At 42.8% G+C, this 21,086-nt stretch carries 15 protein-coding genes; 8 read left to right on the top strand and 7 right to left on the bottom strand.

Translation table 11 applies throughout. From position 1 onward, the window contains the following. Window positions 1-82: 82 nt before the first annotated feature. Window positions 83-1,249: a hormogonium polysaccharide biosynthesis glycosyltransferase HpsP gene (gene hpsP, locus ACL6C3_RS21545; protein ID WP_413161095.1), complete on the top strand. Its 1,167-nt coding sequence runs from the start codon at window positions 83-85 to the stop codon at window positions 1,247-1,249. A gap of 19 nt (window positions 1,250-1,268) precedes the next feature. Here hpsP and ACL6C3_RS21540 read toward each other — a convergent pair whose 3' ends face one another. From ACL6C3_RS21540 to ACL6C3_RS21530, 3 genes are all read right to left on the bottom strand, one after another. Then, the gene (locus ACL6C3_RS21540; RefSeq protein WP_413161094.1) at window positions 1,269-1,739 is read right to left on the bottom strand and encodes a tellurite resistance TerB family protein; all 471 of its coding nucleotides are present in this window, start codon (window positions 1,737-1,739) and stop codon (window positions 1,269-1,271) included. 254 nt (window positions 1,740-1,993) lie between these two features. Beyond that, window positions 1,994-2,347, bottom strand: a complete 354-nt coding sequence (locus ACL6C3_RS21535) for a carbon dioxide-concentrating mechanism protein CcmK (RefSeq protein WP_413161093.1) — start codon at window positions 2,345-2,347, stop codon at window positions 1,994-1,996. 129 nt (window positions 2,348-2,476) lie between these two features. Then, window positions 2,477-2,785 carry a carbon dioxide-concentrating mechanism protein CcmK gene (locus ACL6C3_RS21530; protein ID WP_413161092.1) on the bottom strand — a complete coding sequence of 103 codons (309 nt, stop codon included), beginning with the start codon at window positions 2,783-2,785 and terminating at the stop codon, window positions 2,477-2,479. 452 nt (window positions 2,786-3,237) lie between these two features. Here ACL6C3_RS21530 and asnS point away from each other — a divergent pair, with 452 nt between their 5' ends. From asnS to ACL6C3_RS21495, 7 genes are all read left to right on the top strand, one after another. Next, the gene (gene asnS, locus ACL6C3_RS21525; RefSeq protein ID WP_413161091.1) at window positions 3,238-4,629 is read left to right on the top strand and encodes an asparagine--tRNA ligase; all 1,392 of its coding nucleotides are present in this window, start codon (window positions 3,238-3,240) and stop codon (window positions 4,627-4,629) included. Window positions 4,630-4,886: 257 nt separating this feature from the next. Beyond that, window positions 4,887-6,221 carry a Rieske 2Fe-2S domain-containing protein gene (locus ACL6C3_RS21520; protein WP_413161090.1) on the top strand — a complete coding sequence of 445 codons (1,335 nt, stop codon included), beginning with the start codon at window positions 4,887-4,889 and terminating at the stop codon, window positions 6,219-6,221. Between the two features lie 226 nt (window positions 6,222-6,447). Then, window positions 6,448-6,708, top strand: a complete 261-nt coding sequence (gene remA / locus ACL6C3_RS21515; RefSeq protein ID WP_413161089.1) for an extracellular matrix/biofilm regulator RemA — start codon at window positions 6,448-6,450, stop codon at window positions 6,706-6,708. 134 nt (window positions 6,709-6,842) lie between these two features. Beyond that, window positions 6,843-7,403, top strand: coding sequence for a guanylate kinase (gene gmk / locus ACL6C3_RS21510; RefSeq protein WP_413161088.1), 561 nt, complete (start codon window positions 6,843-6,845; stop codon window positions 7,401-7,403). A 689-nt stretch (window positions 7,404-8,092) separates the two neighbouring features. Then, window positions 8,093-10,762, top strand: a complete 2,670-nt coding sequence (locus ACL6C3_RS21505) for an FG-GAP-like repeat-containing protein (RefSeq protein ID WP_413161087.1) — start codon at window positions 8,093-8,095, stop codon at window positions 10,760-10,762. A 761-nt stretch (window positions 10,763-11,523) separates the two neighbouring features. After that, a complete protein-coding gene (locus ACL6C3_RS21500; protein ID WP_413161086.1) occupies window positions 11,524-14,193 on the top strand; it encodes an FG-GAP-like repeat-containing protein in 2,670 nt (889 codons plus the stop codon). A gap of 78 nt (window positions 14,194-14,271) precedes the next feature. Then, window positions 14,272-15,348: a TIGR03032 family protein gene (locus ACL6C3_RS21495; RefSeq protein ID WP_413161085.1), complete on the top strand. Its 1,077-nt coding sequence runs from the start codon at window positions 14,272-14,274 to the stop codon at window positions 15,346-15,348. 281 nt (window positions 15,349-15,629) lie between these two features. Here the strand turns inward: ACL6C3_RS21495 and ACL6C3_RS21490 are convergent, their stop codons facing one another. The 4 genes from ACL6C3_RS21490 to ACL6C3_RS21475 all read right to left on the bottom strand — a co-directional run bounded on the left by ACL6C3_RS21490 (window position 15,630) and on the right by ACL6C3_RS21475 (window position 21,056). Beyond that, complete coding sequence (locus ACL6C3_RS21490) at window positions 15,630-16,328, bottom strand: calcium-binding protein (RefSeq protein ID WP_413161084.1); 699 nt, start codon at window positions 16,326-16,328, stop codon at window positions 15,630-15,632. Window positions 16,329-16,647: 319 nt separating this feature from the next. Continuing rightward, window positions 16,648-17,445: a hypothetical protein gene (locus ACL6C3_RS21485; RefSeq protein WP_413161083.1), complete on the bottom strand. Its 798-nt coding sequence runs from the start codon at window positions 17,443-17,445 to the stop codon at window positions 16,648-16,650. Beyond that, window positions 17,438-19,897, bottom strand: a complete 2,460-nt coding sequence (locus ACL6C3_RS21480) for a CHASE2 domain-containing protein (RefSeq protein WP_413161082.1) — start codon at window positions 19,895-19,897, stop codon at window positions 17,438-17,440. The genes ACL6C3_RS21485 and ACL6C3_RS21480 overlap by 8 nt, the downstream gene beginning before the upstream one ends. 91 nt (window positions 19,898-19,988) lie before the next feature. Continuing rightward, window positions 19,989-21,056: a tetratricopeptide repeat protein gene (locus ACL6C3_RS21475; protein WP_413161081.1), complete on the bottom strand. Its 1,068-nt coding sequence runs from the start codon at window positions 21,054-21,056 to the stop codon at window positions 19,989-19,991. Window positions 21,057-21,086 lie beyond the last annotated feature (30 nt).

Below are 21,086 nucleotides of genomic sequence, written 5' to 3'. Positions count from 1 at the left end.
CCCCCCAAGTGAAGCGACTGCCGTTCGCGCAGCGTCTCCGAAGGAGATACCCGAAGGGTGACTGGTAATGAGTGACTGTAAAATGCGAATACTTCAAATCATTCCTTCCATAGCTTTAGTTTACGGTGGCCCCAGTCAGATGGTGCGGGGACTGTCGGCGGCGTTGGCGACCCAAGGCGTAGATGTCACCATTTTAACGACAGACTCAAACGGCGATACGGGTCAACCGCCAATGGATGTTCCCCTCAACCAACCCGTGTCGGAAGATGGCTACACCGTGCGTTATTTTCGCTGTTCGCCCTTTCGACGTTATAAATTTTCCCTCAATCTCTTAAACTGGTTGTGGCAACACGCGGGCGAGTTTGATTTGGCTCACATTCACGCTTTATTTTCTCCGGTCAGTAGCGCTTCGGCGACGGTGGCGAGGATGCGTCAATTGCCCTATATTTTGCGCCCTTTGGGAACCCTCGATCCGGCCGATTTGCAGAAAAAAAAGCAATTGAAACAAATTTATGCAACCCTATTAGAACGGCCTAATATTGCCGGGGCTGCGGCTTTGCATTTTACCAGCCAACCCGAAGCGCAAATTTCCGAACGTTTTGGGGTATCAACCCGAGATTTGGTGATTCCGTTGGGGGTGAATCCTCCTGTATATCAAGCGGACAACACAGTACCAAATGATCCCCCGGTGATTTTGTTCATGTCGCGAATTGAACCGAAAAAAGGGCTAAACTTGCTGATTCCGGCGTTAGAACGACTGTTAGCAACCGGATACAAGTTTCAATTTATTTTAGCGGGATCGAATCCTCAAGATCCCGCCTACGAAACCCAAATTCAAACCCAGATTAAACAGTCTACTCTCGGAGAATACACGACAATTCCAGGGTTTGTCACCGGGGAAGAAAAAGCGAGATTATTGCAGCAGGCTGATTTGTTTGTTTTACCGTCCTATTATGAAAATTTTGGCATTGCGGTAGCCGAAGCTATGGTAGCGGGAATACCTGTGATGATTTCTGATGGTGTGCAGATTTGCGAACAAGTCAAACTTGCAGAAGCAGGTTGGGTGAGTTCCTGTGAAGTGGATGAAATCACGGCCATGCTTGGATCGGCTTTAGAAAATCAACAGGAACGACGGCGACGGGGGAACAATGCGAAACAGTTTGCTTTAGAACATTATAGTTGGGATGCGATCGCCCGTACCACGATCCAAGCCTACGAACAGATTTTAGAGAGCAAACCCAGAAGTTGAGTGAGGAGACGAATGTTAATTAGCTTTGATTGGCGATCTCGACGGCATCATACTCCTCAACTTTGAGATCTAAGATTTGAGAAGCCGTTTCGACGGGGATATCCATAATATTCCACAGACGCACGATAAAGCTTTTTTCCTTCGGAGATAACTCCCCATCGACTAATACTAAGTCAACGGCGACGGTAAATGCTGTTTCTTGCAATTGGTGCGGTAATGACTCCCTGGCGATCGCCACCAACGGATCGATTCCTCGCACCGACAGCAGGTTAAACAGTTTTTCTAACAGTTCCGTCAGGCGTTGTTCGGAGTATCCTTGAAACAGATCGACCTGGGATAGGACCTCGACAATGCGATGACGTTCTTCGTTAGACAGGTAGCCATCGGCTGAGATCGCCGCCACAGCTATAGCTGCAAAGGCTTCGGCAGGAGATAGTGATATTCGGCGGTCTGTATCCTGAACACCAAACATTTTCTCAAGTAAATTCATACTTTGATAATTCCTCTCTAAGGTGATCGGTTTTATTGACCTGCTATATGCTAGCTAGGATCTCTACAACCGTGCAACTCACTCGGGACATAGGGAACAGGGACAATTGATCAGAACCCTCAAAACATCAACGCAAAACTAGACTTCGGAAATTCCCGAAGCCGCGATTGTATCTATTATTTTTGCTATCCCCGACTCAATCGAATCGGAAATCCGATCAAAATCTTTACATTTTGTCCCGATTCCCCGATGGTCTATCTACCGTTTGGCAGTCCCGGAAGGGTTAAACCTTCGGCCGCCGCCCGATACTGTTCGACATTTTCGCTAAAATCAATCGGAAGAACTGCAACGACGTTTTCATGGGGACGAGGAATAATCACCCAGGTTTCCAATGCCCCCCCATACACCTTCTCTACTGCTGCAATTCCGGCATCCATAGCCGTTTTAACTTCGGAGACATCCCCCCGAATCATTACCGTAAAACGCGCACTTCCTGCCCGAATATAACCGACTAAGGTAACACGGCCGGCTTTCACCATCGCATCGGCGGCAGCTAGAATTCCGGGAAATCCTTTGGTTTCGAGTGCGCCAACGGCTTGTTGTGACATGGAACTTCTCCTGATGAATGAATGCAAAATGATCGGATTGAACTAAACTGATTGTAAGAAGATTGGCGACTGTCTAGATCAAATTCATACTTATGTTAAGCTTTAGCTTTGCTAATCGGTGAAACGATATTAAACTCGGAACGGTTCGCTCTCTTCGGTATAAGCGATCGGAAGAACAGCTTCCAAGTTTTCGGGAGGGTTAGGAATAGTATAGTGAGTAATAATTGTACAACCAAAGGTATTCTCTGCCGCTCTAATTCCTGCTTCCATTGCGGGTTTCACTTCAGAAACCCCACCCCGAATCGCAACCATAAACTGACCCCGTTCGGCTAACCCATAGTAAACTAAAGTCACTCGTCCGGCTTTCACCATCGCATCGGCCGCAGCTAGCACACCCGGAAAGCCAAGGGTTTGAATCACGCCAACCGCTTGTGGCATTGAATCGGTCTCCTCAACATTGATTGAAATCGTTAATTGTTCATTGTACCAGGAATTGGTCTTTTACAGTGAACAGTGACCAGTATTGTAGGGGCGGGTTCTGCAATTAATCTATGTCTTCTAAGCAACAACTTCTATAAACCCGTCCCTGACCCGTCATTGCTGTTGTCTGGGCGGGTTTAGCAATATTATTGCTAGGAAAACATACATCCCGACTGAACCCGCCCCTACAGGGGTTGGGCGGGTTTAGCAATATTATTGCTAGGAAAATATACCTCGCAGACAGAACCCGCCCCTACAAACCTGACACCGTTCCTTCCAACTCCCGAACGGGTGAACTATAGTGTGAACAGTAAGATTAGGCAAAAATCGGTCATCGGTACACCGCCTTGAAAAGGCGTTGCCTGCGATGACTCGATTCCCGAGTCAGTTTGTTTAAGGAAATAGATTGTATGACGACGCGACGCATTGCAGAAATACTCAGAAGTGGTCAACCCGATGAAGCATTAACGGTTAAAGGTTGGGTACGAACCAAGCGAGAGTTCAAAGAATTTGCTTTTGTAGAAGTTAATGATGGTTCTGCAATGGCGAACTTGCAAGTGGTACTGAATCCCGATATCGAGAACTATCAAGATACTCTCAAACAGCTTAACACGGGCGCATCAATTGAGGTTGCCGGAACGTTGGTGGAGTCTCCGGCTAAAGGACAACGGGTGGAACTCAAGGCGGAGTCTGTTATCGTTTATGGGGATGCTGACCCCCAAACTTATGTGTTGCAAAAGAAGCGTCACTCTTTTGAATTTTTACGCACAATTGCCCATTTACGCGCCCGAACTAATACTTATGGTGCCGTTTTTCGGGTCAGAAATGCTTGTTCGGCGGCGGTTCATCAATTCTTTCAAGAACGGGGTTTTTTATGGATTCATACTCCTATTATTACCTCGAGTGACTGCGAAGGTGCGGGGGAAATGTTTGGGGTCACAAGTTTAGATTTTAAAAAGTTACCGCTAACAGAATCTAAGGAGGTTGATTTTAGTCAAGACTTCTTTGGAAAACCGGCTTTTTTAACCGTTAGCGGTCAGTTACAAGCTGAAATTATGGCGTTGGCGTTTGGAAATGTTTACACGTTTGGGCCGACGTTTCGGGCGGAAAATTCTAATACTTCTCGCCATTTAGCAGAATTCTGGATGATTGAACCGGAAATGGCTTTTTGTGACTTACAAGGCGATATGGATTTGGCCGAGGAGTTTTTAAAATACATCTTTAAGTATGTGTTGGAAAAATGCCCGGAAGATATGGAGTTTTTCAACCAACGCATTGATAAAACGGTTTTGGAAACCGCAGACAATATTATCAACAACCAATTTGAACGTCTCACCTATACCGAGGCAATTAAGCTTTTGGAAAAGGCGGATAAAAATTTTGAATTCCCGGTAAGCTGGGGTTTGGATTTGCAGTCGGAACACGAACGTTATTTGGCTGAAGAATTGTTTAAAAAACCCGTAATTGTTACCGATTATCCGAAAGATATCAAAGCCTTTTATATGCGGTTGGGCGACGATGAAAAAACCGTTCGGGCGATGGATGTCTTGGCGCCTAAAATTGGGGAAATTATTGGCGGTTCTCAGCGGGAAGAACGCTTAGATGTTCTCGAAAGTCGCATGAAAGAAATGGACGTTAACCCCGAGGAACTTTGGTGGTATTTGGAGTTAAGAAAATACGGCACCGTTCCTCATGCGGGATTTGGTTTGGGCTTTGAACGGGTGGTACAATTTATGACCGGAATGGGCAATATTCGCGATGTGATTCCTTTCCCGAGAGCGCCGCTGAGTATCGATTTTTAACTGTATTTTCCTCTATAATAACCCGGTACGCACAAAAGTTACCGGGTTTTTTGTTATAACTTATTGTTACCTATCAGTGATGTAGGGGCCGGTTCTGAGCCGATTTATGTCTTCCCACAAACAATTTATATAAACCCGCCCTACGGCTAGAATAACCCGGTACGCGCAAAAGTTATCGGGTTTTTGTGTTCTCAGGTGTTGTACAATAATAAAAGCCAATACTCAAGCAAAATTCTCCCTATTACTCCTCCGAATTTATGCGAACTGAATTTAACTTTTTTCAAAATTGGTATCCCCTCTCACCCGTCGAAGATCTCAATCCCGAACAACCAACCCCGGTTAAACTCTTAGGAATCAATCTCGTTATTTGGAAGCCGAAAAATAGCCCAAATTATCAGGTATTTTTGGATGAATGTCCCCACCGTTTAGCACCGTTGAGCGAGGGTAGAGTTGATGAAAAAACGGGTAATTTAATGTGTAGTTATCACGGTTGGGAATTTGATGAAAACGGGATTTGTACGTCAATTCCCCAGGCGGAAAAACCGGAGATTGTTAGTAAAAATAAAGATAATTTTTGTGTAAGAACATTTCCGACTCAAGAAGTTAATGATTTACTGTGGGTTTGGGCCGACCCAAATTCAACCGAACAAGCTGCAAATACTCCTTTACCTTTATCCCCTCAAATTGATGCGAGTAAAGGCTTTGTTTGGTCGTCTTACGTGCGGGATTTAGAATATGATTGGCAAACGTTAGTTGAAAATATTGCTGACCCCAGTCACGTTCCTTTTGCTCATCATGGAGTTCAAGGAAATCGCGAGAAAGGCAAGCCTATTCCTCTAAAAACTATTCGATCTCAAGCCGATATTATTGAAGCCAAATACGAGGGTTTTTTAAAGACAAAAATAACCTTTGAACCGCCCTGTCGTTTAGAATATGAAATAGAATTCGGAACCGATGGTAAACAAGTGGGTTTGGTTACTTATTGTGTTCCCGTTTCCCCCGGACAATCAAGAATTGTCGCCCTGTTTACCCGCAACTTTGCCCAAAGATTGAATAAAATTATTCCCCGATGGTGGGAACACGTTAAAACTCGGAATTTGGTTTTGGATGGGGATATGATTTTTTTACACCAACAGGAACGTTTTCTCCAACAAAAGCAGAAAACCCAAAGTTGGAAAACCGCTTATAAACTTCCCACAGAAGCGGATCGGTTGGTGATAGAATTTCGGAAATGGTTCGATCAGTATAGCGGGGGAAAATTACCTTGGGAACAGGTGGGAATTTCTCAACCGGACGTCTTACCGACGAATAAAACTCGACGAGAAATTTTGGATCGCTATCAGCAACATACTCAACATTGTAGCAGTTGCCGGCGAGCGTTAAAAGCCGTTCAACGCTGGCAAATTGGATTATTGGTTCTGAGTGCGATCGCCATTTCTACTGCGGCTATTTTACCTGATTTTTGGCGTTTAAGAGTCGGTTTACCCTTAGTTATCACCGCTTTAATCGGTTTGGGAATTTACGCTTTGTTGAAGTTTTGGCTAGAACCCAAATTTTATTTTGTTGACTACGTTCACGCCGAGAAAAAGTAATAAAAACCGGATAAAAATAATTTCAAGAGATGCCAACCTCAGCAGCTAAATCAGAAGCGGATCAGGGGTAACTGTTTTGACGGATGAGCGAAAAAAAAGGTTCAAACCGTCAGTTTCATCTAAAATCAGTATTTTGGATGAGTTTTCAGCTTGTAACTCTCATAAATTCTCTCTATCATTAAATTAAGAGCTACCAGCCTCTGTGATCCCTATTCCCAGGCCAAACATGGATATTCAACTTATCAATATCGGTTTTGGCAATATTGTCTCAGCCAACCGAGTGATTGCCATTGTTAGTCCTGAATCTGCTCCGATCAAGCGTATCATTACAGATGCACGGGATCGAGGACAATTAATTGATGCGACCTATGGCCGTCGGACTCGGGCTGTAATTATTACCGATTCCAGTCATGTTATCCTTTCTGCTATCCAACCGGAAACTGTTGCTCATCGATTTGTTCTCAACCGAGAAGATTCTAACACCTAGTCTCGATTCAATTGTACTTGTCGCTCGAAAAATTTCTGATTAGATTGGGCTTGTAAAGTGTCATAATATCAAAATATTTTCCGGGTTCCTTCCTCGAACCCGAGACAAATTTGGAAAAACATACAGAGAATGATATGGTATCTCAAGGTAGATTAATTGTAATTACAGGGCCGAGTGGAGTTGGTAAAGGTACTCTAGTCCGCCAACTTTTGGAACGCCATCGTCAACTTCATTTATCCGTTTCTGTCACCACCCGTCCCCCCCGTCCCGGTGAAATTGACGGCAAACATTATTATTTTGTTGATCGCGATCGCTTTGAAGAAATGGTGCAGAATGGAGAGTTGTTAGAGTGGGCGGAATTTGCCGGAAATTATTATGGGACTCCCCTAGATCCGGTTAAAAAACGCATTGAAGCCGGAGAGTCGGTCTTATTAGAAATTGAGTTGATCGGCGCCCGACAAATTCGAGAACGATTTCCCCAAGCGCAATTAATTTTTATTCACCCGCCTTCTATGTTAGAATTAGAACGTCGGTTGAGAAGTCGCGCTCAAGATTCGGACGAAGCGATCGCGAAACGTTTAAAACGAGCCGCAGAAGAAATTAATGCCGCCAAAGAATTTGATTTAGAGGTTGTTAATGATAACTTAGATCAAGCCATAAAACAGCTTGAAAATGTTTTGTTTGCAGTCGTTTAAACGGCTGATTGGGTCAAGTCTGTTGGATGTTTTCTTTCCCCAAAAGTCTTGAATAATCAATCAATGATAGAGTTCAATTTGACTCTCTCATCCAGATGAACCGGGGGACAAGTCCATCGGTGTGCGATCGCCTCTTGTGTACATCCCAAAAACCTGGTTTCTATTGAGAAACCGGGTTTTTCAACGCTACTTAAAAAAGTTTATAAAAAAAAGTATCGAATCTCCGAAAAAAAGCAGGGCAATTTCAGAAACTTATATAGAACACCATTAGAGCGTCAATCTAACCCTCGAAGTTCGGTTTGAGGAGTTGCAGACGCAGCCGTTTTTCGTCCTCAATCCCTATATAAAACCGTTATGGTCAGTAGTGAACGAAGGTTTCGATTCAACTCTATGGTCTGAAAATCACATCGGAAAACATTGGCTTCTGATAATGTTACAAAAAGTCACACAATTTCAGGCAAATTGGCAACTACTTATCAGAGAATTTTCTACACTTGAACAATCAAGTGTAATATCATATCTGACTAATCGATTAGGACTATGTAGGGGCGGGTTCTAAACCATCTCTGACACCCATTACTCAATTAAAAAAACCCGCCCCCAGAACACGCATTAATCAACCGGACATGGTATAAAGCCCATTTTCTAGACCAAAAAAACATTACTTCATAACCAGAGAGTATTAAATTATGCTCCAAGCCTCTAACAATAGTGTGGTCACATTTTCTCCAGTACCCGGATCTCCCTTTGAAATTGATAATTTCAATCCGATTAGTTTCGCAGATTTTAACAATGATGGTTCGGTAGACAAAGCCGTTGTTGAGACAATCTTTGATGACACCTCGTTTACAAACACAACAAATGTCTCTGTATTTCTAGGAGATGAATTAGGAGAATTCTCATCGAATCCCAGCTTTACAACTGAGTTTGAGGGGTTTGGTCAAACTATCCAAACTGGGAACTTTGACGGAGATGGTAATCTCGACTTAGCCCTTCAAAGGAATGTATTGAACTCAGATGACGATATTTTTAGTAGTCAGAATACACTCACATTGTTATTAGGAAATGGTGGAGGAGATTTTAGCTTAGATCAAGAAGTTGCTCTCGGAGAAAATGCTAGCAATATTACGGTTGCTGATGTAAATAATGATGGCTTAAGCGATCTCCAAATCCAAGAGTTTCCCGTCTTTCCTCTCTTACCTTCTCCAGTGGTAGACTCTCCTTCTGAACCCATTTCAGGCGATGATTCTTTACCTGTAGAACCGATTTCTTCTGAACCCATTTCAAGCGATGATCCTTTACCTGTAGAACCGATTCCTTCTGAACCTTCACTTTTGCCCATTCCAGAAAGTAGCAGTGTTGAAGTGTTATTGAGGGATGAGAATGGCTTTACTCCCGTACCCGGATCTCCTTTTGAAATTGACAATTTCAATCCGATTAGTTTCGGAGATTTTAACAACGATGGTTCGGTAGACAAAGCCATTACTGAAATAATCTTTGATGAAACCTCATTAACTGACACAACAAACATTTCAGTATTTCTAGGAAATCAGTCCGGAGAATTCTCATCGGATGCCAGCTTTACAACTCAGTTTGATGGGTTTGCCGGAATTCTCCAAACTGGAAACTTTGACGGAGATGGTAATCTCGACTTAGCCATTCAGACAACTGTATTTAACTTTGATAACTCTACTTATAGCAGTCAGAGTACACTCTCATTACTATTAGGAAACGGAGCAGGAGATTTTAGCTTAGATCAAGGTGTTGATCTGGGAGAAAATGTTAACAACGTTATCGTCACCGATGCCAACAACGATGGGTTAGAAGATCTCGAAATTTCCACCTCATCTTTCAACGCCACTCTTGATATTTTGTTCGGAGACGAACAAGGAAATTTTGCCCCAGGTACGGAGATTGAACTGGAATCTTCCAGTCCGGTTGCAGCCGGAGATATGAATGGCGATGACATACCCGATCTCGTATTTTTTAATAGTTTTCCTGGAAATCGCAGCATCCAAATATTCTCAGGTAATGAGAACGGAGAATTTGAAGAAAGTAGCAGTGTTCCTCTGAATGAAGACTTTCAATATCTCAATGAGATTGATGTTGTCGATCTCAATGGCGATGGTAGTCTTGATATCGTTATAAAGGAAGATAATGGCTTTTATTTTCCTGCAAATAATTCGGTCAACCGTTCTTCGGTACTGTTGGGAGATGGAACCGGAGAGTTTAACTCACCTAGCACTCCCATTGAAGTCTTATCTGGAAAACCATCCACAGTGGGTGACTTTAATGGAGACGGTAATTTTGACCTCGTAACTGTGCGAAATTCCTACAATTCTTACAGTGCTAATCTTCAAACTTCAGTGCTGTTTGGAACTGGTGAAGGCGAATTTAGTGGAAGTCGTGATGTTAATGTCGAAAATCCCAAATTCTTCAAATCGGCAGATATTGATGGTGATGGAAATCTTGACCTGTTAGCTGTCACCAGCCAAACCGATCCCAATGGTTTCTTCTTGTTTCAAGATAGCCTGGAAGTCTTTTTAGGAGATGGAACGGGGAATTTAGAACTTCAACAAACCATCGCCCTAAATGAATCAGTTAGTGAGCTAATTGTAGGCGATTTCAACGGTGATGGTCAGTTCGATGCCGCACTCAATTCCGATAACTTTTTTGATTATTATCCAAGTAGTCAGATTACCGTGTTACTGGGAGATGAGCAAGGGAATTTGAATCCGGCCGAGAACTCTCCATTCCAACGAAATGGTTTTGGTTCTTTCACCTTGGCTGATTTCAACGGAGATGGTAATCTAGACTTGGCGCAACCTGATTCCTCCTACACTCAAGAAGTCTCGGTATTGCTCAATCAAGGAGACAACAGCGATGATGATAATAATGATGATAATGATGGTGATAATGATGATAGTGATGATGATGTATTAGTCGGAACGAGCGGAGATGATACCCTCGTTGGAAGCACAGAAGACGACGTTATCGAAGGTTTAGAAGGTGATGATGTTTTAGCGGGTGAGTTGGGTAATGACCTGATCTCCGGAGGTGATGGCGATGATCTATTGCGAGGCGGTTTGGGCAGTGATACGCTAACTGGGGATGACTCATCTGGCGGTGAAGGAATGGATAGGTTTGTCCTCGCCGAAGGTGAAGGAATTGATACTATTGTTGACTTTGAACTGGGAATAGATTTGATTGGTTTAACGGAGGAAATTACCGCCGACCAACTGTCTATTACTGCCAATGGAAACGATACAGAAATCAGTCTAGGAGACAATGTACTCGCTATTCTCAGTGGGGTAAATACTCCTGATTTCATCGCTCTTGATCCATTTATTCAACTCTAGAAGACTACTTGTAGAGGCGTTCATCTCGAACGCCTCTCATCTGCTGATAATAATCAATAATCCCCTCAAAGGGGCGGGTTCATTACAGTTTACAGTTATCAGTTTTTACAGTTATTAGTTATCAGTTATCAGTTATCAGTTATCAGTGACCAGTCAAAGGAGTTAACAATTAACAGTTTTTTCCCAACTCCAGTTCTTCTAACTCCTGTCTCCTGTCTCCTGTCTCCTGTATTTATAACTGTTCACTTCCCCCTACTCTTCAACGACAATTCAAGAGTATAACCATAAATGTAGAATAATGTCAAGTCCTCATTTGTGTGACTGGTAAGTCGATGAAAAGTTTCCTAGTATGGTAATAGTAAAAATTGCAGTAAAAACTGGAATTTTCAGGGTCTGCTCTACATTAAAAGCTGTTGTTCAAAGTTCATCTTGCCCATTTTTAAAGATTCAGTAAAGGTAATTGACTTTTAAGTTAGAGGTGAATAAAGTTGACTCATGGGTGATATACAGCTTGAGTTCTAATCTACTTTGTAAGCATTGCCTTTCCTCATGCTGTAACAGAACAAAAGATTAGCGATGATTTTGTCGAGAAAGCTGCTCAACACATAGCAGCTTAAAAGTATTGAATGCAAAGTATTAGAGATTTAAAGGTACCTTAATCTCTAATGCTTTTGGTGAATTTGGTAAAAAATTGCTGTACGAATGTAGCAACCTAGATTTGTACAGAACAAATACACTTTCATAACCAGAGGCGATTAATTATGCTCGAAGCGTCTAACAATAGTGTGGTCACATTTGATCCTGCACCCGGATCTCCCTTTCAAATTGTCAATTTCATTCCAACTCTTTTCGCAGATTTAAACAATGATGGTTCGGTAGACAAAACCGTTGTTGAGACAATCTTTGATGGCACCTCGTTTATCAATAAAACAAACGTCTCCGTATTTCTAGGAGATGAGTCCGGAGAATTCTCATCGGATGCCAGCTTTACAACTCAGTTTGATGGGTTTTCCGGAATTTTCAAAACTGGAAATTTTGACGGAGATGGTAATCTCGACTTAGCCGTTCAGACAACTGTATCTAACTTTGATAACTATACTTATAGTAGTCAGAGTACACTCTCATTACTATTAGGAGATGGAGAAGGAGATTTTAGCTTAGATCAAGGTGTTGATCTCGGAGAAAATGTTAGCAACGTTACGGTTGCGGATGTAAATAATGATGGCTTAAGCGATCTGCAATTCCAGAATTTTTCCATTTTCCCCTCGCAGGTTGAAGTGTTATTGAGGGATGAGAATGGCTTTACTCCCGTACCCGGATCTCCCTTTGAAATTGACAATTTCATTCCAACTCTTTTCGCAGATTTAAACAATGATGGTTCGGTAGACAAAACCGTTGTTGAGACAATCTTTGATGACACCTCATTTACCAATAAAACAAACGTCTCCGTATTTCTAGGAGATGAGTCCGGAGAATTCTCATCGGATGCCAGCTTTACAACTCAGTTTGATGGGTTTTCCGGAATTTTCAAAACTGGAAACTTTGACGGAGATGGTAATCTCGACTTAGCCGTTCAGACAACTGTATCTAACTTTGATAACTATACTTATAGTAGTCAGAGTACACTCTCATTACTATTAGGAGATGGATCAGGAGATTTTAGCTTAGATCAAGGTGTTGATCTGGGACAAAATATTAACAACGTTATCGTTGCCGATGCCAACAACGATGGGTTAGAAGATCTCGAAATCTCCACCTCTTTGTTCAAACAAACTGTGGATATTTTGTTCGGAGACGAACAAGGAGATTTTGCCCCAGGTACGCAGATTGAACTTGAAAATATCAATCAAGTTGCAGCCGGAGATATGAATGGCGATGGCATATCTGACCTCGTAGTTGTCAATGGTTTTTCTGGAAATTTCAGCATCCAAATCTTGTCAGGTAATGGCAACGGAGAATTTGAAGAAAGTAGCAGTATTCCTCTTGCTCAAGACTTCCAATTTCCCAATGAAATTGATGTGGTAGATTTCAACGGCGATGGTAATCTTGATGTCCTGGTTAAGGAATATTATGTCTATAATTATGAGTCGGGTAATTCGGTCAACCGCTCTTCGGTACTGTTAGGAGATGGAACAGGAGAGTTGAACTCACCTAGCACTCCAATTGAAGTCTTATCTGGAAAACCATCAACAATTGGTGACTTTAATGGAGACGGTAATTTTGACCTCGTAGTTGAGCGAAGTTCCTACAATTCTTACAGTTTTGGTCTTCAAACTTCAGTGCTGTTTGGAACCGGAGAGGGCGAATTTAGTGGAAGTCGTGATGTTGATGTCGAAAATCCCAAATTCTTCAAATCGGCAGATATTGATGGTGATGGAAATCTTGACCTGTTAGCAGTCACCAGTGAAGCTGATCCCAATAACTCCTTCTTGTTTGAAGATAGCCTGGAAGTCTTTTTAGGAGATGGAACGGGGAATTTAGAACTTCAACAAACGATTGAACTCAATCAATCAGTTAGTGATCTAATTGTAGGCGATTTCAACGGTGATGGTCAGTTCGATGCCGCACTCAGTTCCTATATTTTTGTTGATTATTATTCAAATAACCAGATTACCGTGTTACTCGGAGATGAGCAAGGGAATTTGAATCCTGCCGAAAACTCTCCATTCCAACGGAACAATTTTGGTTCGTTTACCTTGGCTGATTTCAACGGAGATGGTAATCTAGACTTGGCGCAACCGAATTCCTCTTTCATTCAAGAAGTCTCGGTATTGATCAATCAAGCAGACAACAGCGATGATGATGATGATGATGATGATAATGATGATGATGGTGATGATGATGTATTAGTCGGAACGAGCGAAAATGATACCGTAGTTGGAAGCACAGAAGACGACGTTATCGAAGGTTTAGAAGGTGATGATGTTCTGGCGGGTGGCTTGGGTAATGACCTAATTGAGGGAGGTGATGGCGATGATCTCATCCGAGGGGACCTAAATAATCGTTCTCCTGGTGGTTCAGATGGCGGTAATGATACGCTAATTGGAGGTAAGGGTGATGATCGAATTGGCGGTAAAGGCGGTAATGACGAACTCTTCGGCGGTGAAGGAGAGGATCAACTTTTTGGTGATGATGGCGATGATCTATTGCGAGGCGGTTTAGACAATGATACCCTGACTGGGGATGACTCATCTGGCGGTGAAGGAATGGATACGTTTGTCCTCGCCGAAGGTGAAGGAATTGATACTATTGTTGACTTTGAACTGGGAATAGATTTGATTGGTTTAGCGGAGGAAATTACCCCCGACCAACTGTCTATTACTGCGAACGGAAACGATACAGAAATCAGTCTGGGAGACAATGTACTTGCCATTCTCAGGGGGGTAGAAACTCCTGATTTCATCGCTGTTGATCCATTCGTTCAAATCTAGAAGACTACTTGTAGAGGCGTTCATCTCGAACGTCTCTCATCTGCTAATAAGCTACAATTAAAATAGTCTATACCTTTAATGATGGAATCCAAAACTGACTCAAAACAACCGCCATCAACATCACCCCAAATTACCGCTTCTTCTCATTTCACGGACTGGTTGCAAGAGAAGCAAATTAGTTTAGCCTTTACAACTTATCAAACCTCACGACTATTACTAATAGGTGTGAATCAAAATGGCGGAATTTCAGGTTTTGAGCGATTATTTGACCGGGCGATGGGATTATATACCACACCCGAACAACTCTACATGAGTTCAAAATATCAACTCTGGCAATTTAATAATGTTCTCAAACCAGGACAATTTTATAATGGTTACGATCATCTTTATATTCCGAGAATTGGCTACACAACTGGAGATTTAGATATCCATGATATTGCGATAGATAAAAGTAATCGCATCATTTTTGTCAGTACGTTACTCAATTGTTTGGCAACGGTTAGTCTAGAAAATAGTTGTACGCCGCTTTGGAAACCGCCTTTTATTTCTAAAATTATCAATCAAGATTGTTGTCATCTCAACGGTTTGGCGATGGTAGACGGAGAACCGGGCTATGTAACGGCGGTGAGTCAGGTTGATTATGTTGATGGCTGGCGAGAACAAAGGCAAAATGGAGGGTGTGTGATTGATGTTAAATCAAATGAAATCATTCTCACGGGATTATCAATGCCTCATTCTCCCCGTTTTTATCAAGAAAAATTGTGGGTGTTGAACTCAGGTCGGGGTTATTTTGGTTATATTGATTTAGAGCGAGGGAAATTTGAACCCATTACATTTTGCCCCGGTTATTTACGAGGTTTAGCCTTTTGGGAAAATTGGGCAATTGTGGGATTATCAAAACCTAGAGAGGGAACTTTCTCGGGCTTAGAATTAGATGATAACTTAGATAAAAATCATGTTAAACCTTGTTGTGGTTTGATGGTAATTGATTTGAAAACAGGTAAAATTATCAATTGGTTACGATTAGAAGGGATAATTACAGAATTGTACGATGTGCAGATTTTATCGGGCGTTCAACGACCAATGGCCCTCGGATTTCAAACTGATGAAATTAGCCGTTTATTAACTTTAGATCCGATGGTTTCTCTGTATTAATCATATGATGTCCGTTTGATTAATGCGTGTTATGGGGGTGGGGCGGGTTTAGTTTAATCTCGGAGTAGTCGTCAAGATCGCGGTCGTTCCCGCCCCTACATCGCTTCAGATTGATTAGTCGGACATGATATCATCTTAAACTTTTATATAAAATATAGAAAATAATGCTATAGTCGGAAACAGGAACTAGAGAAAAAATAGAGGCGTTGTCTGCAACGTCTCTACAGTTGAGAATCTCAATGGAAGTTACCGGAGATCGGAGAAATTAAACCGATAAATGATTAAACTACAGGGGTGATATTTCGACCAATTTCTAATTGTCCTGCATTCACACCGGGAAGAAAAGCAATCAAATCTTCACTGGCAATAATTCCCACACCGGCCCCGAAATCTCCGAAGGTAAAATCAAGAAATCGAATCTGACTACTACTCTGATTAATATTAATTCGATCTAGGGTGGGTGCAAAATCAGTAATCAATGCAAAATCCGCATTTCCACCCCCAAGATAATAAGATTGATTCTCATCTCCGACGACAAAAATATCACTTTCCGTCCCCCCGCTAAACGTATCAACTTCTCCCTGTCCGGGGTTAGAAACGGTAATATCGACGCCAATTAATAAATCATCTCCTTTATCCCCAGAGATAATATCATTACCTTGACCGCCAAATAAATTATCATTACCCTGACCGCCAAAAAGACTATCATCTCCGCCACCTGCGGCTAAAAGATCATTCCCTAAATTACCAAAAATTTGATTCAAACCGATTTGATCGTTAATAAAATCATTATCTCGACCTCCAAACAAAATATCATTGCCTTCATTCCCCGAAACAATATCTCTACCCTGATTTCCAATAATCGTATCATCTCCGAGAGCGCCATTAATCGTATCTTCTCCCTCCAACCCAAACATAAAATCATTCTCGACGGTACCGGCGAGATCATCATTTCCCGGAGTTCCTAAAATTTCAGCCATTTTTTCAATGTAATTAACTTCAAACTAACTAAAAATTGTCAAGGCAATGATATGATATCCGACCCATCAAGAATTCCAAGCGTAGGGGCGAGTTCATTACAGTTTACAGTTTTCAGTTATCAGTGATAGCGTGAAAAAAGTTTACAGTTTTCAGTTATCAGTGGGTAAGTTTTGCCTGCTATAACTGTTCACTGCACGGTACTCGTTCACTGTTTAAACCCGCCCCGCCCCAGAACAGACATTAATCAACCGGATATCATATGAGTTAAGCGAGGCAAAGAATAGCCATCTTTTGAGACCGATGAAAACACCTTCAGATTTAACTCGGAGGCATTATACCACTACTTGGACGATTAGGGTTACAAAACTTTTGAGGAATCGTTTCTTCGCGAAGTTCTTGCAATTCTGCCGAAGGATTTTGAACCGAAAAAGCCTCAGTCAAAGCATCAGACCATAACCGATTTTCTGCTAAATAATTAAAACGAATCAGGGCGATCATTTCTTCAGAAGCGCCATTTTGTTCAAGTTCAGTATTCAGTTCTTCCAACACCCGACTCACTTGTTGGCGCTTGTCAGCTTCCATCACCGTAAACGTCACCTGCATCGCAGGCAAAGGGAACGTATCGGAAACCGTTTCAAACAACATTAAATCATAAGTCTGACCCGGTTTGAGCGGAACTCCTGTATACTGAACCTGTCGCGAGCCTTCTGAGATATCCTGACTCCAGAGCAACTCATCATTATTATGGGGATAAAGTTCAACTCGGGCTAAATTTCCCCGCCAAATCAACGTGGGGCGATCGCTAAAAACTTCAATTCCCGTTGCATTATCCATCGGAGTCAAAGGACACAGTGGCCCCCCTCGCGATCCGCCATCACCCGACTCGGGAGGTTGATTGTTAAAAAACGACTCTCTCCAAGAAGTATCGGCATAAGTATCCGCATAACGCGATCCGCCATCACTCGACTCTGGGGGTAAATTATTTTGAGACAAAAACAGGCTTTTCTCACTCAAACCTTCGACAACCCGACGGGATATAACCGTACCCGTCACCGCTTCCCCACCCAAAAATACAGTCAAAGCCAGCGTTAACAACATCCGATAAAATTTAGCCATAAGATTTCCTCTCCACGAAAGCCACAACAATATACGTCCAAAAAGTTAAAGTTGGTAAAAACCAAGGAAATAGTATCCCTCCCGTGATATAAAGTTGTAAACTGGCTCCGCCATAGATCCCGCTAACAGCAATCATTGCTAGAATTTTTTTCCACTGCTTGCGGGAAATCTGCCCCACAGCCAACACGGTACCCTTTCCCAACAAAGCCGCGATCGCCAGCATCCACAAATCGGGAATCGGCGTGACCAGTCGGCGATTCAACCAATGATGTACCATGTAGGCATGAACTTCACCTCCTGGTAAAATCGGACGTAAATCGGGAGGATTTTGTTGAGATCGCCAATAAGCAAGAGCGCTCGGTACGGGATAATTATCCTCCCCCTCCGTCTCCACACCCGCTTCACCGTATCCACCGGGGGCGATCAAAATGACATATTGATCTAAGTCAATCAGCGAGTCAATCTCGGAGGGTTGTTCGAGGAGTTGCCAAGCCGGAATAGTTTGATAAACTTGTTCGGGAGGAATAGAAAAATCAATAATCGGCTGTAACCACCATTGACGCAATAAATAAGCCCAATTGGTTAGGGGGTGTAATACCGCCTTGGGGGAAAAAAGCTTTCCGTAGTCTTTTGTGGTAGTTTCGAGTAAATAAGCCCTCACCTGAGATAATAATTGGCTCGAAGCGTCGAGTTGGGGTTTAGGTATCGTCGTCGCACTTGGTGTAGATTCATTTGGTGTAGATTCATAATGAACCCAATATCCCAAGGCGAGTAGATAAGACAAAGGTAAACGCTGTTGGGAATTCTCCTCGGGTAAAGGAACCAGACTCATATAGTGGGGGGGATAACCCAAAACCCGCAGATCGCCGTTAAAACTCCAGTTGGGATCGGCAATTTCCGGTAAAACTTCAAACCAACCGCCTACAGAACGGCTTTTCGTGGCAAATATAAACCAAGTTCCTCGCTTTTCTACAGCTTGGCGAACGGAATTGGCTAAAATCGGGTCATTTTCGGGTTGATGGCGATCAAGCAAATAATCCACACCGACAACCGGAGAATCTAACAGGGCGAGTTGGTCGATAATTTGGGCTAAATAGCGGCGATTCATCGGCCGGGGAGCGGAGATTCTGGCCCGTTTAATCGATTCTTCGTCAATGGAAACCATCAACACCGGGGGCGAATGGGTGGGAGTCTGAAGGGTCATTTGACGGTAAACCGACTGCACCCACAGGCGTTGGTCGAGTAATAATTCCTGCACCGACAGTTGCCAGCTTAACCCGCACAGGACCCCAACGGCGATCGCTTCTGTTTTGGTGGGCAACCAACGTTTGAGTTTTTGTTTCCACCCGTAGGGTTCAAGACGAAAAACGGGCGCTTCTGGGTGACGGAATAAAGAGGGGATTAAATAGGCTGATGGATAGGTTATTTGTTTTTCCAGTTTGAGAAACTGACAGGCCGCCAGCATCGCATCGTGTGCGTCCTTGTATTCGGCCAGACTGCGGAGAAATTGTAGCAAAAATTCTTGAGCAACTCGATTGTGAACCGGTTCGCGCATCACGGCGACTTGACTCAAGCCCAAACCGATCAATGTATTGGCTAAACTTAAACCCTTACAGGAGTTGAATAAAGCAAATTGTAGCCCCCGTTGTATCGCCAGGGTTAAGGGTTGTTCGATCTCACGCAAAGACAGGGAAATATTCGGTGCAATGCCGAGTTCCCCTCCGGTTAGGCTGGTTTCGTTGCTGTGACCGGCAAAAAATAGGACGTCCCAACCGCGTGCGTCTTTGATCGCTTCTGCAATTTGAGTTTTTAATTGGGTTGAACTTTGTCCCGGTTGCCAACCTACAAAGACGATTTCGGCAATAGAAGAGAGGGATTTTACCGCTTGTTTATCCACTTGAAAGTCTAATCCGGTATCATCGCCCAAAATTGCTAAAACTCTGGCTTTTCGTTGGCGGGGGGCCGGTAAAATTCTTTTGGAGCGAGCATAGATTGTGCGAAGGATGCGAATTTTTCCCGATGCGGCGAATTCGGTGCCTATTTCCCAAGCTTCCCAAGGTAGGCGGGATAATTCTAGGGGGGTGACGGATAAGCTGAGTTCAACTCGCAGATGATCTGAGGCGGCTTTGGCGATGCTTGCGCGGATCTCAAAGAGTTCTTCGTGTCGCAACCAGCGATGAAATTCTGCCAGGAGTTTGGCTTCGGCTTCTACCAGTTTAGCGTGCCAATCGACTGGCACCGAGAGTTGACCTTTTTTGACGACTCGTCCTCGCAAAGGGCGTTTGTAGAAGTTTAAATAGGTGTCTTGCCACTCTTGATAAAATTTTGTCAGTGTTTCCAGATAGGGGATTTTGACTTCTAGGTGTTGTCCTTGACCCCAAGATAATTCAAACAGACAGACTTGTTCGACTTGTTGAACTTTTAAATTAAATTTAGAAACGGTTGAATTCATCTTTATCCGGAATCTCACACAAAACCTTTACAGTCACCAGTCTTTTACAGTCACCCGAAGGGTGACTGTAAACTGCCTGCAATCTTTCATTTTAGCTAACCTCGGTTTCCATCATCTCAAAGAGTTCCTGGACTCGCTGATACAATTTTACGCCTTGATCGGAAAGTTGGAATCTTTGATAGACAGAAAGGATATGAGGTAAATAGTTTTCTTTAGACTTGGAATTCGAGATTTTTTCAAACAGTTCTAGGGCTTTAAGATGATACCACAACGCTTGAGAAATATCGGCTTTTTTATAGCAGGCGATTCCGATATAGTTCAAGAGTTTCGCTTGTTCTTCAAGCTGGTTGTTCTGTTGGTAGATTTGGGCGGCTTTTTTATAGTATTCAATCGCCGTTCTATATTCTTTTAAGCCGAAGTAAACGATTCCGATTTGACCCAAAGTTTTCGCCATTTCTGAACGGGCTTTTACATCGGTGTTAGAACATTTTCTTTCGCGTTTTTTGTTGGGAGACGAACACAGTTTTTGACGAATGCTTAGAGCTTGATTGAGGAAAGCCAAAGCTTGGCGGGGTCTATCTAGATGATATTCGGCTAATCCCAAATTGTGGAGAGCGGCCGCTTCGTGGATACTATTTTTCAAGTTTTCTTCTTGAATGGTATCATTAGTATCTTGAAAAATGGTCAACGCTTTCCGACAGCATTGCAGGGATTGCTCAAACATTCCCAGATGATTGTAGATTTCTCCCAAATAATTTAACGTGATGCCGATTCCATTTATATTAGACAGTTTCAGAAAAACTTCGAGCGCTTGAGCCGCATAACGCAGGGCTTGAGAATATTGCTTTGCCGAACAATAAACCCGAGCAATATCATTGCAAACTGTGGCTACTCTTAAGGATTTTGCATCGCTAGGAGCAAGCTGAAGAATTTGTTTTAAACAGTTAATTGACCAACTATAATGCTTGAGAGAATAGTGGATCATCCCGATTTGATGCAACGCTTCTACATGATACTCTAAACTTTCAGTTTCTTCGGCGATCGCCAACATCTGTTGAAATGTATTAAGAGCCGGAATTAATTGTTGTTCATTCAACTGTTGAACGCCCGTTTGATGCAGAGATTTTAACCGAGATTGTAGGGAGGAGATAGATTTCATCGTGATTACCAAGAAGTCAACAAGGTTCAA

It is taken from the genome of Capilliphycus salinus ALCB114379, from assembly GCF_047276495.1.
GTDB lineage: Bacteria > Cyanobacteriota > Cyanobacteriia > Cyanobacteriales > Microcoleaceae > Capilliphycus > Capilliphycus salinus.
This window is presented reverse-complemented; position numbering and strand designations above follow the sequence as displayed.

Coding starts and splice junctions, on each gene's coding strand:
- hpsP (WP_413161095.1), top strand. CDS start 83: ATGCGAATACTTCAAATCATTCCTTCCATAGCTTTAGTTTACGGTGGC.
- ACL6C3_RS21540 (WP_413161094.1), bottom strand. CDS start 1,739: ATGAATTTACTTGAGAAAATGTTTGGTGTTCAGGATACAGACCGCCGA.
- ACL6C3_RS21535 (WP_413161093.1), bottom strand. CDS start 2,347: ATGTCACAACAAGCCGTTGGCGCACTCGAAACCAAAGGATTTCCCGGA.
- ACL6C3_RS21530 (WP_413161092.1), bottom strand. CDS start 2,785: ATGCCACAAGCGGTTGGCGTGATTCAAACCCTTGGCTTTCCGGGTGTG.
- asnS (WP_413161091.1), top strand. CDS start 3,238: ATGACGACGCGACGCATTGCAGAAATACTCAGAAGTGGTCAACCCGAT.
- ACL6C3_RS21520 (WP_413161090.1), top strand. CDS start 4,887: ATGCGAACTGAATTTAACTTTTTTCAAAATTGGTATCCCCTCTCACCC.
- remA (WP_413161089.1), top strand. CDS start 6,448: ATGGATATTCAACTTATCAATATCGGTTTTGGCAATATTGTCTCAGCC.
- gmk (WP_413161088.1), top strand. CDS start 6,843: ATGGTATCTCAAGGTAGATTAATTGTAATTACAGGGCCGAGTGGAGTT.
- ACL6C3_RS21505 (WP_413161087.1), top strand. CDS start 8,093: ATGCTCCAAGCCTCTAACAATAGTGTGGTCACATTTTCTCCAGTACCC.
- ACL6C3_RS21500 (WP_413161086.1), top strand. CDS start 11,524: ATGCTCGAAGCGTCTAACAATAGTGTGGTCACATTTGATCCTGCACCC.
- ACL6C3_RS21495 (WP_413161085.1), top strand. CDS start 14,272: ATGATGGAATCCAAAACTGACTCAAAACAACCGCCATCAACATCACCC.
- ACL6C3_RS21490 (WP_413161084.1), bottom strand. CDS start 16,328: ATGGCTGAAATTTTAGGAACTCCGGGAAATGATGATCTCGCCGGTACC.
- ACL6C3_RS21485 (WP_413161083.1), bottom strand. CDS start 17,445: ATGGCTAAATTTTATCGGATGTTGTTAACGCTGGCTTTGACTGTATTT.
- ACL6C3_RS21480 (WP_413161082.1), bottom strand. CDS start 19,897: ATGAATTCAACCGTTTCTAAATTTAATTTAAAAGTTCAACAAGTCGAA.
- ACL6C3_RS21475 (WP_413161081.1), bottom strand. CDS start 21,056: ATGAAATCTATCTCCTCCCTACAATCTCGGTTAAAATCTCTGCATCAA.